The 15,503-nt window shown below is 58.0% G+C and carries 15 protein-coding genes and 1 pseudogene; 7 read left to right on the top strand and 9 right to left on the bottom strand.

Annotated features, from left to right (window positions below; genetic code table 11):
• Positions 1–5: 5 nt before the first annotated feature.
• From ACR0AO_RS23595 to ACR0AO_RS23560, 8 genes and pseudogenes are all read right to left on the bottom strand, one after another.
• Positions 6–1,766 (bottom strand): Na(+)/H(+) antiporter subunit D, encoded by a 1,761-nt coding sequence (locus tag ACR0AO_RS23595; RefSeq protein ID WP_480609079.1) that lies wholly within the window; start codon positions 1,764–1,766, stop codon positions 6–8.
• Positions 1,759–2,013, bottom strand: coding sequence for a hypothetical protein (locus tag ACR0AO_RS23590; protein ID WP_480609076.1), 255 nt, complete (start codon positions 2,011–2,013; stop codon positions 1,759–1,761). The genes ACR0AO_RS23595 and ACR0AO_RS23590 overlap by 8 nt, the downstream gene beginning before the upstream one ends.
• The gene (locus ACR0AO_RS23585; protein ID WP_480609074.1) at positions 2,010–3,464 is read right to left on the bottom strand and encodes a monovalent cation/H+ antiporter subunit D family protein; all 1,455 of its coding nucleotides are present in this window, start codon (positions 3,462–3,464) and stop codon (positions 2,010–2,012) included. The genes ACR0AO_RS23590 and ACR0AO_RS23585 overlap by 4 nt, the downstream gene beginning before the upstream one ends.
• 8 nt (positions 3,465–3,472) lie before the next feature.
• Positions 3,473–3,775, bottom strand: a complete 303-nt coding sequence (gene nuoK / locus ACR0AO_RS23580; RefSeq protein ID WP_480609071.1) for an NADH-quinone oxidoreductase subunit NuoK — start codon at positions 3,773–3,775, stop codon at positions 3,473–3,475.
• A complete protein-coding gene (locus ACR0AO_RS23575) occupies positions 3,775–4,272 on the bottom strand; it encodes an NADH-quinone oxidoreductase subunit J family protein (protein WP_480609070.1) in 498 nt (165 codons plus the stop codon). Before ACR0AO_RS23575 ends, nuoK begins: the two co-directional genes overlap by 1 nt.
• Positions 4,273–4,562: 290 nt before the next feature.
• Positions 4,563–5,615, bottom strand: coding sequence for a complex I NDUFA9 subunit family protein (locus tag ACR0AO_RS23570; RefSeq protein WP_480609068.1), 1,053 nt, complete (start codon positions 5,613–5,615; stop codon positions 4,563–4,565).
• A 79-nt stretch (positions 5,616–5,694) separates the two neighbouring features.
• Positions 5,695–6,835, bottom strand: a pseudogene (locus ACR0AO_RS23565) (IS3 family transposase).
• 459 nt (positions 6,836–7,294) lie between these two features.
• Entirely contained in the window at positions 7,295–8,215 is a 921-nt protein-coding gene (locus ACR0AO_RS23560; RefSeq protein ID WP_480609065.1) for a LysR substrate-binding domain-containing protein, read from the bottom strand.
• Positions 8,216–8,338: 123 nt separating this feature from the next.
• Between ACR0AO_RS23560 and ACR0AO_RS23555 the strand changes: the two genes are divergently transcribed.
• From ACR0AO_RS23555 to ACR0AO_RS23525, 7 genes are all read left to right on the top strand, one after another.
• On the top strand, positions 8,339–8,818 hold the full coding sequence (locus ACR0AO_RS23555) for a TRAP transporter small permease (protein ID WP_170763189.1): 480 nt from the start codon (positions 8,339–8,341) through the stop codon (positions 8,816–8,818).
• Positions 8,811–10,109: a TRAP transporter large permease gene (locus ACR0AO_RS23550; protein WP_480609063.1), complete on the top strand. Its 1,299-nt coding sequence runs from the start codon at positions 8,811–8,813 to the stop codon at positions 10,107–10,109. Before ACR0AO_RS23555 ends, ACR0AO_RS23550 begins: the two co-directional genes overlap by 8 nt.
• Positions 10,110–10,144: 35 nt before the next feature.
• A complete protein-coding gene (dctP, locus tag ACR0AO_RS23545; RefSeq protein WP_480609061.1) occupies positions 10,145–11,134 on the top strand; it encodes a TRAP transporter substrate-binding protein DctP in 990 nt (329 codons plus the stop codon).
• Positions 11,135–11,220: 86 nt separating this feature from the next.
• Positions 11,221–12,321 (top strand): NAD(P)/FAD-dependent oxidoreductase, encoded by a 1,101-nt coding sequence (locus ACR0AO_RS23540; RefSeq protein WP_480609058.1) that lies wholly within the window; start codon positions 11,221–11,223, stop codon positions 12,319–12,321.
• Positions 12,296–12,610, top strand: a complete 315-nt coding sequence (locus ACR0AO_RS23535; protein WP_480609057.1) for a (2Fe-2S)-binding protein — start codon at positions 12,296–12,298, stop codon at positions 12,608–12,610. The genes ACR0AO_RS23540 and ACR0AO_RS23535 overlap by 26 nt, the downstream gene beginning before the upstream one ends.
• Positions 12,597–13,991: an FAD/NAD(P)-dependent oxidoreductase gene (locus tag ACR0AO_RS23530; protein WP_480609054.1), complete on the top strand. Its 1,395-nt coding sequence runs from the start codon at positions 12,597–12,599 to the stop codon at positions 13,989–13,991. The genes ACR0AO_RS23535 and ACR0AO_RS23530 overlap by 14 nt, the downstream gene beginning before the upstream one ends.
• A 13-nt stretch (positions 13,992–14,004) precedes the next feature.
• Positions 14,005–14,349 carry a RidA family protein gene (locus tag ACR0AO_RS23525; protein ID WP_480609053.1) on the top strand — a complete coding sequence of 115 codons (345 nt, stop codon included), beginning with the start codon at positions 14,005–14,007 and terminating at the stop codon, positions 14,347–14,349.
• Positions 14,350–14,406: 57 nt separating this feature from the next.
• On the opposite strand, the gene ACR0AO_RS23520 is transcribed toward ACR0AO_RS23525, so the two are convergent.
• The gene (locus ACR0AO_RS23520) at positions 14,407–15,252 is read right to left on the bottom strand and encodes a diaminopimelate decarboxylase family protein (RefSeq protein ID WP_480609050.1); all 846 of its coding nucleotides are present in this window, start codon (positions 15,250–15,252) and stop codon (positions 14,407–14,409) included.
• Positions 15,253–15,503 lie beyond the last annotated feature (251 nt).

Below are 15,503 nucleotides of genomic sequence, written 5' to 3'. Positions count from 1 at the left end.
ACCCCCTAAAGCCACACAACGGCGAAAATGGTGATGGCGGCGATCACGCCCGCGATCATTCCAACCGCGTAATGGGTGACAATTCCGGTCTGGACCCGGCGCAGTCTTTCACCGCCGCGCAGCACCCTGCGGGCGACGCCGTTCACTATCGCGTCGATCCCGCCCAGATCGGCTCGAAGCCCTGCCTGCGCCGAGCGATGCATGAAGGGCAGCAACGATTTTTCCGACACCGAGCTTACCGCCTGCTCATAGCGCGCGAACGGCTTTTGGGCGAACCGCATGAACGCGCGCGCGCTTTTGCGATAGAACCAGTCGGTGTCGATGCTGATCGTATCCTCGGGGTCCAGCACCTTCAGGAACAGTACGAAACCAAGCGCCGTGAACATCAGGATACCGAGGCTTTCGGTCACGTGCGCCCAAGTATAAGGGTGATAGTCGACCTCATATGGCAATAGCGCATATAGGGGCGCGGGAAAGACGCCGATGCCGATGCACAGCACCGCAGCGATGCTCATGGCGATCAACATGTTGCGCGGCGGCTCCGGCGGACGCAGGCCGCAATCGCGCCCGAAGAACATGTAATAGGGCAGTTTCAGACCGGTGTGCAAGAACGTCCCCGACGACGCCAGCGTCAAAAGCAGCATCACCGCTGCTCGGTGATCGTGCCCGGCGGCAGCTACTACCATCGATTTTGTGACGAAGCCTGAAAAGAACGGGAAAGCCGAGATCGCAAAGGCCCCGATCATGTAGAGCGTCACAGTCAGCGGCATGGTCCGATAGAGCCCGCCAAGTTCAGTCAGTTTGCGCCGCCCGGTGACATAGATCACCGCGCCGGCCCCCATGAACAGCAGTGCCTTGTACAGTATGTGGGCAAAGGCATGGCTGGTCGCGCCATTCAACGCCATCTCGGTTCCGATTCCGATCCCGGCCACCATGTAACCCACCTGACTGACGATGTGATAGGCCAGCAGGCGGCGGCAATCGTTTTCCATCACCGCATAGATCACCCCATAGATCGCCATGGCGGTGCCAAACCAGATCAGCAGTTCGGTCCCCGGAAAACCACGGGCCAGAACATAGACGGCAGTCTTGGTGGTGAAGGCACTCAAAAACACCGCGCCGGTGACGGTGGCCTCGGGATAGGCATCCGTCAGCCAGGCATTCAATGGCGGCACGGCGGCGTTCAGGGTAAAGCCGATCAGGATCAGATAGGCGGCGGCGCCCAACGGCCCCTCGACAGGGCCAAACAAAACCGATCCGGTCGCGGCCCCATGCAGGATCACCCCGCCCAACAGCGCGATACCCCCGGTGAGGTGCACCATCAGATAGCGGAACCCGGCCTGAACCGCCTTTTCACCGCCTGCCGCAAAGACTAGATAGGCCGAGGCAAAGGCCATGCCTTCCCAGAACACGAAAAGTGTCAGGTAATCGCCGGCAAACACAACCCCAAGCGCGCTACCGATGTAGAGGAAGGCCGCGACATGCTGGCCGGGTCGCGACAGATGCAGGGCATAGATCATGCCAATCAGCGCCATGATGGTGAAGACGCTGGCAAAGACCAGGCTCAGCTTATCGGCCCGTGCAACCAACAGCTCCTGCCCCAGAAACCGGATCGCGCCATACAAGCCAGGTTGCGCCATTGCAACTACGGCAATGGCAAGCACCGGGATCAGCAGCAGCCACAGCTTGCGGAGCGTGCCGTTCAGAAACGGGATTACCGAGGCACCGGCAAAGAACAGAACCGTTGGGTGCAGGAACTCAGTCATAGTAGTCTTCAGACCGCATGAGCCCGCCCTGATGACCGAGAAACTTGGAAACAAATATGATCGCCACGCAGGAAGCGAACCCATAAACGGCCGACCAGCCCGGCAACCGTTCCCACAGGTATTCAACATGTTCCCGGGGAACCAGAAAGTCTGCTGCAACGATCAGGGCCAGCACCAGATAGAACAGGCGGAGGCGGAGATTGGCATATTTCGTGTCCCCAAAGAAACCGACGATACGCGCGATCATCTGACCACCTCCGCTGCCAATGTAATGAAATAGCCGGGGAAAATTCCCATCAGCAGTGACAATATCCCTGTTGCGACCAGCGGCACCGCGACCAATGGAATTTCACGGGCGCGGCTTTCCCCATCCGTTTCCTTGCCAAAGAAGGCGATATAGCTGACCGGCAGGAAATAGGCCGCATTCAGGATCGAGCTGACCAACAGCACGACCAGAAAGACGAGTTGGCCCCCTTCGACCGAGCCCCATGCCAGATACCATTTGGATACAAATCCTCCGGCAGGTGGCACGCCGATCATGCCAAGCGATCCGACGAAGAATGCGGCCATGGTCCAGGGCAATTGTCGCCCGATGCCTCCCATCTCACTGATCTTCCGTTTGCCGGTGGCGCAATAGATTGATCCCGCACAAAAGAACAAAGTGATTTTCGAAAAGGCATGCGCGGCGATATGGATGATGCCTCCGACCATCGCCACCGGCGAAAACAGAACCGCCCCGAGGATGATGTAGGACAGCTGGCTGACCGTGGAATACGCCAGCCGCGCCTTCAGATCGTCACGAGTCAGCGCGTAAATCGAGGCCGTCAGTATGGTGAAAGAGGCCAAGTAGGCGGTGGCGATCGCGAGTCCCAGCGCCTCCATCAGTCCGGCGCCGAAAACATCGAACACCACGCGCAGCACGCAGAAGACGCCCATTTTCACCACCGCAACGGCGTGCAGAAGCGCGCTGACCGGGGTTGGGGCCACCATCGCGGCTGGCAGCCAGGCATGTAGCGGCATCAACGCCGCTTTTGCGAACCCGAATAGGTAGCAGAAATAGACAACTGTCAGCAGGACCGGCGCGGCCTCCACCCCGGCCAGCAATCCGCCCGGCACGAAATCGAGCGTGCCCGCCAGATGGTAGGTCAGCGCAATGGCCGCCAGCAGCGCACTTTTCGAGGCCCCCATCAGGTAGACGAGGTATTTTCGGCTGCCGTCCCAGGCCTCATCGTCCTCGTGATGATAGACCAGCGGATAGGTCACGAGGCTCAGCACTTCGTAAAATATCACCAGCGTAAACAGATTGGCCGCAAACGCCCCGCCAACAGCGGCGGCGAGACTGGCGGCAAAGCAAATGTAGAATCTGGTCTGTGCGTGCTCACCAAGGCTGCGCAGGTACCCGATGGTATAGACCGACGCGAAAATCCACAGCAGCGAGGATATGGTTGCAAATACCATCCCCAGCGCATCCACCCGGAATGCAAAATCGACCCCCGGCAGAACGCTGAACAGAACGAGTTCATAGGTTCTGCCTGACAAAACCCTGGGCGCCATCGACGCAACCACTGCAAACAGAACCACGGACGCGACGGGGGACACGAGGTCTCGTGGCGCAACGCGATCACGCAGATATAGAATCAACCCCGATGCCAGACCGGCAACGGCGATGGCCAGAAGCGGCCTTATGGAAACAACCACCTCCACACCTACCCTCGCATGATCGTGATTTCATCGACCTTCAACGTGGCCTTGTTCCGCACCAATGCAACAAGGATACCAAGAGCAATGGCTACTTCCGCTGCCGTGATCGCGATGATGAAGATCGCAAAAATGCGGCCGCGGAAATCGTCATGGAAATGGGCGAAGGCGATGAAGTTGATGTTGACCGAGTTCAGCAGCAGTTCCAGCGACATCAGAACCACCAGGATGTTGCGCCGTACCAAAACCCCGGCTGTACCGATTACGAACAGGACAACACCCAGAACGATGTACCAGGACAGCGGCACCATCAGCGCGACTCCTTCTGCGCCAACACGATGGCACCGACCAGAGCCACAAGCAGGATGACCGAGGCGACTTCGAAGGGCAGCAGATAATCGGCAAACAGGGTCGTCCCCAACTCGCGGATTTCGCCGCCGGTTGTGGTGCCCGCGACGGTTTCCGGGAACCGCTTGCCCATCAGGACCAGAACCAGCATCTCAAGTCCCAGCAGCGCTACCAGCCCAAACGCGGCGAAGTTGCTTCCCGGCAGGAACCGCCGCAGCGTCGCGTCACGGATATCCAGCATCATGGTCACGAACAGGAACAGAACCATGATTGCGCCGACATAGACAAATATCTGGATGACCGCCAAAAGCGGCGCCTGAAGCAGTACGAAAATTGCCGAGACATTGACGAAACAAGCCATCAGCGCCACCGCACTGTGGATCGGATTGCGCGCGAGCACCACTCCCAGGGCCGCCGCCACAGCCCCAACTGCGAATATCAGAAAAAAACCCTGTTCCATCGACGTCGACTCCCGACGTACGTTTTCAATCCGGTCCAAAACCGCCGGAATTCGGATCGTGGTAATGTTCAGTGTGCCCGTGAATTGTGCCTCAAATGACCTGTTTTAACAAGGTTTTCTCGGTGTTAGGCGATCCGAACAGAAAACAGCCCGCCATTTCACACTCATGAAACAAACAACTGAACTTGCCTTTCGCGGTACCGTTCCGCCAGATCGCGCTTTTCTCTGGGCGCCCGGAATCACACATCATAAATGCCACCGATCACTGGAATTTCCGGGAATTGTGGCGCTCAGACCAGACCCATTGAAATAGCGGATTTCGGATTGATCCCAAGATCAGAAAATCCAGCGACACTCTCACCAACAACATTATCCTGCTGCATAAGCGCGACCTGAGCGGGCGTAATGGGCGGTTTGGGCAAGACTGCCATCACCCCAGCAAGAGTCCACCAAAACCGGTAGGGCACGGGCACCAGAAGCCGCTTTTTGCCACCGCGCCGCGCCAGTCGTTGCAGTATTTCCCTATAGGTAAACACGTCTGGCCCGCCCAGTTCGTACACACGAGCGCGAGCATCGGCAAAACCCGAAACACGGGCCACCGCCCTGGCAACATCGCGCACATAGACCGGTTGCATGCGAACGCTGCCATCGCCGAACAGTGGCAGGATCGGCATGCGCCGAACGATCGAATCAAGCTCGCCAAAAAACGCGCCGCTGCGGCTGAACATGGCGCTTGGACGCAATATCGTGGCTGCAGGAAAGGCGCGGCACACCTCATCCTCTCCTTGCGCACGGGCACGAACATAGGTCGATGGAGAGTTTTGATCGACCCCGATCCCGGAGAGATGGACCAAATAACTTGCTCCAACCGACATTGCCGCCTTGGCCACCGTGCATGCGCCGGCAACATGCACATCCCAGAAGGTTTCCGTACGGGTTTCGGCATACATGCCGGTGCAATTGACGACTACTTGCATGCCCTGAAAGGCGCTCCGTAACGTGTCTGAGTCTCTTAGGTCACCTTGCACCACACGGATATCACTATCGCGATCACCGCCAGGCCGAACGAACTTTTTCGGAAAGCGCGTCGCGACGGTGACCGCGAACCCCTGTCCCTGCAATTCCTGAATAACACGACGTCCAAGAAAACCGCTGCCACCGAGGACGGCTACCGTTTCCTTAACTTTCGACGTGTTCACGTCAGCCTCCGTGGTTGTGCCCAGAAGTTCGCTCCCATCCACGATCTTATTGCCAATCTGTTCAGCCTGCCCAGACACGAAATGCCAGCGATCGATACACCCAGATAGGTTTCCTCCATTCTCCAGGAATTCGGTGTTGGGCATTTCTTCGATTGCGCTCTTGACCCAGCCCCCTAAACCGGGCCGTTTGGTTGTAGAATCCGTTCCTGTTTCTTTCTGTTGATTAGGTTGCGGTCAAAGCCTGGTGAGCGGAGCCATTGCGTAGCTCAAGCGAAGCAGGCCGGTTGGCACGGTTGAGATTGGCGTAAACGGCTGGAACCAGCCCGCCAAGAGAAGTGTGCGGTCGTTGTGTGTTGTAGTCGATCCTCCAGTTTTCGATGATCTTTCGCGCTTCGGCGAGATTGCCGAAGATATGCTCATTCAAACATTCGTCCCTCAGTCCGCCGTTGAATGACTCGACAAAAGCATTCTGCATGGGCTTCCCCGGCGCGATATAGTGCCAGTTAACACCGGTATCCTGACACCATTTCAGAACGGCATGAGAAGTCATTTCCGTCCCGTTGTCGCTGACGATCATATCCGGTTGGCCGCGCCTGCGGATCAGTTCACCCAAATTCGCGGGCCATGCGGGCCCCAGACAGAGAACGATCCACGACAGTTGCCAGTGCCTCTCGCGAGCAATCATCCACAATACACAACACCCGGAACCGCTGACCATCTTCGAAGGCGCCAGAAACGAAGTCCAACGACCATCGTTGATTGGCCCGATCCGGGACGAGAATGGGCCTGCGCGTATCCAAGGCGCGCTGGCGTGACCGTCTGCGACGTACCGCCGGCCCTTCCTCAGGATAAAGACGGAACAGCTTCTTGTGGTTCACTTCAAAGCCCTCTCTGGCCAACAGGATACCCAAACGCCGATAGCCGAACTGACGACGTTCATTCGCCAGTTCGCGTAACCGCTTGCGGAGGACTTCATCCCCCGATCCTGTTTCTGGTATTGAAAGACAGACCTATGCAGGTCGGCCAGTTCACACGCCCGACGCTCGGACAGGCCATGCCGCTGCATCACCTCCGACACGCCCGTCGTTTCACATCAGGCGTCAGTAGTTTTTTGTCGCGAGATCCTTGAGCGCAGCGTTATCCAGCATAGCATCCGCCAACATCCGTTTCAGACGGTTGTTCTCGTCTTCCAGCGCACGCAACTTCTTTGCATCCGACACGTTCATGCCGCCGAACCTCGCCTTGCATTTGTAGAACGTGGCATCGCTGATCCCGTACTTTCGGCACAGCTCTCATGCTATAACGCCCGCCTCGTATTCCTTAATCATTCCTATGATCTGCTCGTAAGAAAATCTGCGTTTCATAGTCCATCCTTTGCTTAGGCGGATTACTAACACTTCAACGGCCTGATTTCAGGGGCTGGGTCACCAGGATAGCCGACACCTGCCGAGCACGCCTATGAGATGGGCACATCGGAATTACATCGAACCAGCATCATGTTGGGAGCCGTCGCGCTGACCACGAACCGAAGCATGTACTCGAAGGGTCTCAGTCGAAAGCCACGACAGAAGATTGGACGGAAACGAACAGAGTTGAGGAGACCGCACCGGTGGATCAATTGTTTTGCGCAAAACTACTTGACTGGGGAGACCCCGCTACCGAAGGCCTAACCCTAGATGCTCCGCCGTGTTTGCTTACCAAAAGCAATGGTGAGGATTGCTTTCGTATATAGTCTCCAATTCCCGCTCATCCTGCCGTCAGCTAAATGACTGCAAACGGACGCGTATTGGGGAACCGGCAATTGCTCTGGTGTGGAACCGAGCTCAGGGCAAAACGTTTGCTTTCATGGCGTTTATTTCCTCAGCCAGTTTCAGGCTAAAGCTTCGAGTTATCAGGGACGTCGGGCGATGTGCGGGGGTGAGAATTGATACGCTACTGCTTATTCTGGGGCTAAAGCGGCGAAATACGATACCACCGGTACCGTGCAGGGGATCGTTGCAGCTGAAAGCTGTAATCAAATCGCAAATCAAATAGCACAGGCCCGCTTTGACAAACTGCAATCCAGGCAAGAATGTTCGCAGTTCGAACCTACGCTCAAAACTCTTGCCAGTGTTCTTGAAGGCCGCAGTGGTCTGAAGGAAAGTCGGATGCTCTGAGAAGAGCGTTGCCAGATTGGCACCATCCAGATCTTCTGTTGAAACTAGGGATTTTGCCGCCAGCGGATCCGAAGAAGGCATGGCACAAAGACATTCCAGATCGAAATCCTGCTGACGAATTGATTTTCGCGGCTCGGGCGTTTCGGTAAAACCGAGGTCGTATTGCTGCGAGGCGATCAGTTCCTCGATGACTTTGGACGAGCGCATCATCAATGACGCCTTGATAGCGGGCTTGTCTTGCAAAAACTGACCGAGAACGCTCGGCATGAAGAACCCTGATGCGGCGGGGTGACAGGCGACGCGCAGACGGCCACGCTTCAGGTTCGATATTTCCTGCAGAGTGTTGGTGGACTGCGTAAGCCGCGACAGAACCGCTTCGGCCTCTTCAAGAAAATAATGCGCTTCGGGCGTCGGTGTCAGTCGGCCATGCTCGCGTTCGAACAGCCGAAATCCGATCTCATTCTCCAGGCCCGCAATCATCGCGCTGATCGACGGTTGCGTGCGTCCGAGCGTGCGCCCGGCTTCGGAAATGGACCCAGTGCGGAGCACTTCGCGAAATGTCGTGAGTTGACGGATTGTCAGGTTCATGTAGCGCATCCCATTGCAGGCCATAGAGGCAAACTATGGATATAACGTAATTTCCAATTTGCTTCTATGGAAGAGGGGAAAGTAGATATTGCGACGACGGACAATCACGTCGCGAGGGGGGAAATGGAGCGTTTCGTAAAATACCTGCTGACCAGCATCATTTGCATCGTGGCCTTGGGCCAGTTTGTTCAGGTCATAACCCGCTATGTGCTGCAAATACCGGTGATGGGGCTTGAGGAAACCATGGCCTACCCGGCGCTGTGGCTCTACGTCCTTGGGGCGGTAAATGCCTCGCGGGAAAACACTCATATCCGCGCAAATGTGCTTGAGATCTTCCTGAAGACGCCGCGCCAGCACGTCATTCTGGCGATCATCGGCGAAGTGATCAGCCTGATTGTCGGACTATGGCTGCTGAGTTGGTCGTGGGAGTTCACCCGCTATTCTTGGCGCGTCTGGAAAGAGAGCCCGACGCTCTACATTCCCACGTTTTATGCCGAAGTCGCCCTGACCATCGGTCTGGCGTTGATGATGATCTACACAGCGATCCATCTGGCCCGCCACATTCTTGGATACGATACTGACGAGGAGATTCACCTTGGTTGAAGTCGCCCTGCTTGCCGTCGCGGTCCTGGTGATCCTGCTGACCCTAGGGGTGCCGTTGCCCTATTGCTTCGGCGGTGCGCTGATGGTGATGTATTTCATCGGCGGTGCCACAATGAAGGGCAATATGCTCTGGGGATTCCAGCAGCTTGGAAACCCGATCTTGCTGGCCATTCCGCTGTTTGTCCTGGCCGGATCCATCATGAGCGAAAGCGGTATCGCCGCCTCATTGCTGCGCTTTGTCAGTGCCTTTATCGGCCATGTGCGGGGCGGTCTGGGTGTCGTGGCGGCGGTCAGCTGTGCGGTGATCGGGGCGATCTCGGGATCCGGCCTGACCGGCATCGCGGCGATCGGACCACTGTTGATCCCGGAAATGGAAAAGCGCGGCTATCCCCGCGAATACGCGACCGCGCTGATTGCCAATTCCTCGATCCTTGGTTTGCTGATCCCACCCTCGGTCACCATGATCATCTACGGCTGGGTCACCGACACCTCGATCCTCGCCTGTTTCCTCGCGACGCTTGGGCCGGGTCTGTTCATCATGTTCAATTTTTCGGTGGTGAACCTATGGATGTCGCGCAAGTTCAACCTGATACTGGATGAAAAACCCACGTTCAGCGAACTCAGCAGCGAAGTTGTGAAACGCGGCGTTCACGCCTTCCCCGCACTGTTGATGCCGGTAATCATCCTGGGCGGCATCTATGGCGGCATCATGACCCCGACCGAAGCTGCCGCGGTAGCTGTCATCTATGCTCTGCCGGTCGGCTTTCTGATCTACAAAGGGCTCAGGTGGGAGAACTTCCTGATGGCCGGCAAGGAGTCCGCAACCGCTGTCGGCGCGATCCTGCTGATGATCCTGTTTTCGATGATCCTGAGCCAGATGTATGTGATGGAAGGCATCCCGCAGGCACTGGTCGCCTCGATATTCGAGATCACCGACAACAAGGTTCTGCTGCTTATCCTGATCAACATTATGCTGTTTCTGGTCGGCATGGTCGTGAACGACGTGACCGCAATCATCCTGATAGCGCCGCTTCTCTTGCCGCTGATGAATGCCATTGGTGTCAGCCCGGTGCAGTTCGCCGCGATCATGGGGGTCAACACCGCAATGGGGGGCGTGACGCCGCCCTATGCCTCGATCCTCTATCTCGGGGCGCGGATCGGCAATGTGAAGGTCACCAAGGTGATCCCGCCCGCGATGATCCTGATCGTGACCGGTTATGTGCCCGTGGTGTTCCTGACATCGCTCTGGCCGGACCTGTCGCTCTTCCTGCCCAGACTCTTCGGCTACTGATCCTGAACTAACCAAACCCAAACGGAGGAAACCCAATGAAACGCATGATGATAACCGCCGCAACCGGTGCGCTGATGGCGCTGTCGACCACCGCGATGGCGGCTGACCTGAAGATGAGCCATGTGCGCCCGCAAGGTACGACGATCGACGTCGAGTTGAACGCTTTCGCCGACGCCGTGAACGAAGCAACCGGCGGTGACGTCAACGTCAAAATTTATGCCGCCTCAGCGTTGGGCGACTATACAACAGTGCAGGAACGTATCTCGGTCGGCGCGGTCGACATGGCGACCCAGCCGGCCGCCGCAGCAGCAGACCGCAAGATGCAGATCAGCTCGTTCCCCTATCTCGCCGGAAACTGGAATCAGGCCCGCGAGATCTACGGCCCCGGTGGCGTGGTGCGCGAAACCATGGATGGGCTTTACGCCAAGCAGGACATCACCATGCTGGCCGCCTATCCGGTTTACTTTGGTGGCATCGCGCTCAACACCGACGCAGTGTCGCCGGGCGATCCGTCGGTCGATAACGGCATCAAGGTGCGGGTACCCGGCATCAAGAGCTTTCAGCTGACCGGCGACGCATTGGGCTACATCCCCGCGCCCATCCCGTTTTCCGAAGCCTTCACCGCGGTGCAGACCGGCGTTGTTGACGGTGTGATCGGCTCGGGCGCCGAAGGCTACTATGCCTCGTTCCGCGACGTGACAAAAACATACATCCCGGCCAATACCCATTTCGAGGTCTGGTACATGATCATCTCGAATGAATCCCTTGCCGGTCTGGACGCCGAGGATCAGGATGCGCTGAAGGCGGCTGCGGCAGAATTTGAAGCGACCCGCTGGACCGTTGCGGAAGCCGACCAGAAGGCCAACGAACAGAAACTGGCTGATCTGGGGGCGACCATCGTCTCGCTAAGTGACGCGGAACTGGCCGCGATGGCGGCCAAGGTTCAGGCGGAAGTCTGGCCGGTCGTGCTCGAAGACGTGGGCGTGGAATGGGGTCAGGCGATCCTTGACAAGGTCTCCGAATAAGCGGCCGCTCGTCTGATACAAACCGGGGCGGCACCTTTTCAGGTCGCCCCGGGCTCTACTCAAACCTACATTCAGAAACTGAGATCATGGAATCCGACTTTGCAATCATAGGCGGTGGTGTAGTCGGCCTGTCTGTTGCATGGGGCCTTTTGAAACGCGGCAAGCGTGTTCTGGTCCTCGATGGGGGCGACGGCAGCTTTCGCGCCAGTCGGGGGAATTTCGGGCTTGTCTGGGTCCAGTCCAAGGGCATCAAACAACCACGCTATGCCACGTGGAGCCAGCAATCCGCCGCAGCATGGGCCGGGTTTGCCGATGAGCTTGCCGACGCAACCGGATATGACATGTCGCTTGAGCAAGCGGGCGGCTACGACCTGCATTTCTCGGAAGAAACGCTGGCGAAAACAGTCGCGCAATACGAGGAACTGAAGGCGAAGCTAGACGGCAATTACCCATATGAAGTTCTGGATCGGATAGCACTCCTGGCGGAGGAGCCGGAGATAGGTCCAAAAGTCGTCGGTGCGATCCTTCACCATCAGGACGGACATGTGAATCCATTGAAGTTGCTGCGGTCTCTCGCCGACGACGTCCGGCGCCTTGGTGGACGGGTGCTGAGCAACAAAACTGTCACAGACGTAGGGAAATCGGATGTTTTCACTGTCACCTGCGCAGATGGAAGCCAGGTGCAGGCCGACAAGGTGATCCTTTCCGCCGGTTTGGGCGCGATGGAACTCGGGCCCAGACTGGGTTTCAAAGCCCCGATCCGGCCACAACGCGGTCAAGTGTTAATCACCGAGAAGCTTCCGAAACTCATCAACCGCCCTTCGCTGATCGCACGCCAGGTCGATGAAGGTGGCGTCCAGATAGGTGCCACCAACGAAGAGGTGGGCCTGAATGATGGCGTCACCCAGCCTGGCCTCTCCGGTCTCGCCTCCGAGGCGGTCGCAGCCTACCCGGTGCTCGCCAAGGCGCAGCTCGTGCGCTGTTGGGGAGCACTGCGGATTCTGTCGCCCGACGGCCTGCCAATCTATCAGGAAAGTCCGGAGATGTCCGGCGCCTTTCTTGTCACTTGCCACAGCGGCATCAGCCTTGCGGCGGCCCACGCTCGTTTCTTGCCGGAATGGCTGGAGGGCACCGACGCCGCCCCGGATCTGGAGGTGTTCAGTGAAGACCGCTTCGTCATTTCTTGAGTTGGAGGATGGGCGCCCGCTGGTTCCTGTATGGTTTGAGGGCCGGGAACTGCATTTGCCCGGAGGTTCAAATCTCGCAGCCGCGATGCTGGCCGCCGGGGTGGAAACGTTCAGGTACACTCCGGTTTCGGGCGCTCCGCGCGCGCCATTCTGCATGATGGGCGCCTGTTTCGACTGCCTCGTCGAGATTGACGGTGTGACCCGTCAAGCCTGCATGCTCGAAGTCACGGACGGGATGCGCTTGTCGATGCCACACAAAGGAAGGGACGTGACCGATGCGGAAAACTGATCTTGTCATCATCGGGGCCGGCCCCGCCGGGATGGCCGCTGCTGCCACCGCTGCAAAGGCTGGCCTACATGTAATCCTGTTGGACGAGCAACCCCGTCCTGGTGGGCAGATCTACCGCGATGTGGATCGGGTCGCACCGGTCAGGGGCGAAATGCTTGGCAAGGACTATACAGACGGACTGCCTCTCACCGCCGGGCTGGATCACGACAACATCACCCATATCGGCGGAGCGGTGGTCTGGTCAATCGAAGAGGGAATTCGGGTTCTCTACACCGCTGACGGTCGGGGGGGCGCAATCGAAGCAAAACGCATCCTCATCGCCACAGGAGCCCTGGAACGCCCAATGCCCCTGCCGGGCTGGACCCTGCCTGGCGTGATGACGGCGGGGGCGGCGCAGATTCTGTTGAAGCAATCCGGCGTCCTGTCAAAAAACGCGGTTCTGGTCGGATCAGGGCCGCTGCTTTACCTGATCGCCGCGCAAATGATACGGGCGGGCACACCGCCGCTGGCACTGGTAGAAACGCAGTCAAGGGAGGATTTTCTGCGGGCTCTTCCGCATCTGGGCGGAGCCCTTCGCGGCTGGCGATACCTGCTCAAAGGGTTGGCGATGCTATCGGAAATCCGCCGCGCTGGGGTGCGCCGCTTCACCTCCGCGACGAGTATTTCGATTGAAGGAGAAACTGCCGCCGTAGGCATCCGCTTTACTGCCGGCGGAAAGACCCGACAGGTTGCCTGTGACACAGTGCTCCTGCATCACGGTGTTGTTCCTAACACACAGGCGGCCCGCTCTATCGACATGGCGCATCATTGGAACGCACGGCAGCACTGTTTTGTGCCCAACCTCGATGACTGGGGCGGGACAAATGTCGAAACGGTCCATATTGCTGGCGATGGGGCTGGCATCGGTGGCGCGAAAGTAGCCGCATTGGCAGGCCGCCTTGCAGCATTGAAAATAGCCGCCGATCTGGGTGCGATTTCCACGGTCGAGAGGGACAGCGTTGCCAAACCAATCAAACGCCATATCGCGCAGGAGCTTGCGGTGCGCCCATTCCTTGACATTGCCTTTCCACCGGCAATCGAAGCCGTTAGGCCCGTCGACGCGACTATCATCTGCCGCTGCGAGGAGATCACTGCCGGAGACATTCGACGCCATGCCGGAATCGGCTGCGCGGGTCCGAACCAGGCCAAGGCATTCAGCCGCGCTGGAATGGGACCATGCCAAGGGCGGTATTGCGGACTGACTGTGAGTAGCCTGCTTGCTGAAGCGAACAGCACTACGATGGATGAAACCGGATACTATCGGATCAGGCCACCGTTGAAACCCGTGACTCTTGGCGAACTGGCAGCGATGAACGGTTCGGTGAACAGCACGACCCACTAAGAAAGAAGCCCCCATGATTGAACGTATCAACACCAGTCAACGCATGAGCAAGATCGTCAAGCACAACGGCGTCGCCTTTCTCTGTGGGCAGGTCGGCGAAGGTGCCACTGTGGCCGAGCAAACCCGCGACTGCCTGTCTCGCGTCGATGCGCTTCTGGACCAAGCGGGTTCGTCGCGGGAACAGATGTTGCAAGCGACAATCTGGCTGTCCGACATGGCCGATTTTGGCGAGATGAACGACGTTTGGGATAGTTGGGTTCCGGTCGGGTACGCCCCGGCTCGCGCGTGCGGCGAGGCAAAGCTTGCTAGATCGGATTTGAAAGTCGAGATCATCATCACGACCGCGTGTAGTACATGATGGCAAGCGAACCGCTGGTCTGAAAGCCAGGCTTTACGCGGGCCAGCCCGATGATATTCAGAGCCAGTCCGCTACATTGTCCAACCCGATTAGGGAGTCCAAATTTTGGCGCGCGCGGATCACGGGCATCTGGTCACCGTCCGCAAGAACTTCGTGCGCATGGGGGCGAGAGTTATAGGTTCCGGCTTGAACTGCCCCATACGCTCCTGCCGTCAGGGCGGCGAGCAGGTCGCCTTCTCTCACGCCTGCCATATTCCGGCCCGATCCGAAATAATCCCCGGTCTCACATACCGGTCCGACCACATCGGCCACAAACGGAAGGGCGTCGCGGTCGGGTTTCAAAACAGGCACGATTTCGTGGCGGGCCTCATAAAGGGTGGGCCGGATCAGGTCGTTCATTCCGCCGTCGACGATGACGAAATTCTTGCCGTCACCTTCTTTGACAAATTGAACTTCGCTGACCAGAGCCCCGATATTTCCGGCGATAAGGCGGCCCGGCTCGGTGATGACCGCGCAGCCAAGCAGCGTGATGTGTCGTGTCACTGTTTCCGCATACGCATTCAGGTCGGCGTCTGCCTGCCCCATGCCATAGCTGATCCCGACCCCGACGCCGATGTCGATATGGTGCAACTCGTGTCCTGCTTCGCGCAGGGCTTGGACAAGACTGGCCAAGCGCGCGAATGCCTCGTCAAAGGCGGCCATGTCGGTGATCTGGCTACCGATATGCATGTCCACCCCGCGCACCTCAAGAGCAGTCAGATTGCGGGCGACGCCATAGATGCCCAGAGCGTAAACACACGGGATGCCGAACTTGTTTTCAGATTTTCCGGTCGAGATCTTGGCATGGGTGCGCGCATCGGCGTCCGGATTGACCCTGAGCGAGATCGGTGCGACCTTTTCCATCTCGGACGCCACTGGAGTAGCCCCTGAAAGTGGTCCACCAACTGGGATAGCATTGTCCCGCAATTTGGAGGATCATCGGTTCTTTAAACGGCGCGTCCGGCACATGTGTGGGTTCAAGTCGTTCAGATCAGCTTCAGCCACACTTGATGGCATCGAGGTGACTAGGGTCAGGACCCATTGATTTCCGCTTGGCTGCGTGATTCACGGTTCGAAAATCGAGCGGTGACCATGTCTGATCTTTTCTGGCTGAC

The organism is Ruegeria sp. AF8 (genome assembly GCF_056541825.1).
This window is presented reverse-complemented; position numbering and strand designations above follow the sequence as displayed.

Bases quoted from the DNA above. Each gene is read 5' to 3' on its own strand.
- ACR0AO_RS23530 (WP_480609054.1), top strand. From the start codon at position 12,597: ATGCGGAAAACTGATCTTGTCATCATCGGGGCCGGCCCCGCCGGGATG.
- ACR0AO_RS23525 (WP_480609053.1), top strand. From the start codon at position 14,005: ATGATTGAACGTATCAACACCAGTCAACGCATGAGCAAGATCGTCAAG.
- ACR0AO_RS23540 (WP_480609058.1), top strand. From the start codon at position 11,221: ATGGAATCCGACTTTGCAATCATAGGCGGTGGTGTAGTCGGCCTGTCT.
- ACR0AO_RS23520 (WP_480609050.1), bottom strand. From the start codon at position 15,252: ATGGAAAAGGTCGCACCGATCTCGCTCAGGGTCAATCCGGACGCCGAT.
- ACR0AO_RS23575 (WP_480609070.1), bottom strand. From the start codon at position 4,272: ATGGAACAGGGTTTTTTTCTGATATTCGCAGTTGGGGCTGTGGCGGCG.
- ACR0AO_RS23555 (WP_170763189.1), top strand. From the start codon at position 8,339: ATGGAGCGTTTCGTAAAATACCTGCTGACCAGCATCATTTGCATCGTG.
- ACR0AO_RS23595 (WP_480609079.1), bottom strand. From the start codon at position 1,766: ATGACTGAGTTCCTGCACCCAACGGTTCTGTTCTTTGCCGGTGCCTCG.
- ACR0AO_RS23560 (WP_480609065.1), bottom strand. From the start codon at position 8,215: ATGAACCTGACAATCCGTCAACTCACGACATTTCGCGAAGTGCTCCGC.
- ACR0AO_RS23570 (WP_480609068.1), bottom strand. From the start codon at position 5,615: ATGCCCAACACCGAATTCCTGGAGAATGGAGGAAACCTATCTGGGTGT.
- dctP (WP_480609061.1), top strand. From the start codon at position 10,145: ATGAAACGCATGATGATAACCGCCGCAACCGGTGCGCTGATGGCGCTG.
- ACR0AO_RS23590 (WP_480609076.1), bottom strand. From the start codon at position 2,013: ATGATCGCGCGTATCGTCGGTTTCTTTGGGGACACGAAATATGCCAAT.
- nuoK (WP_480609071.1), bottom strand. From the start codon at position 3,775: ATGGTGCCGCTGTCCTGGTACATCGTTCTGGGTGTTGTCCTGTTCGTA.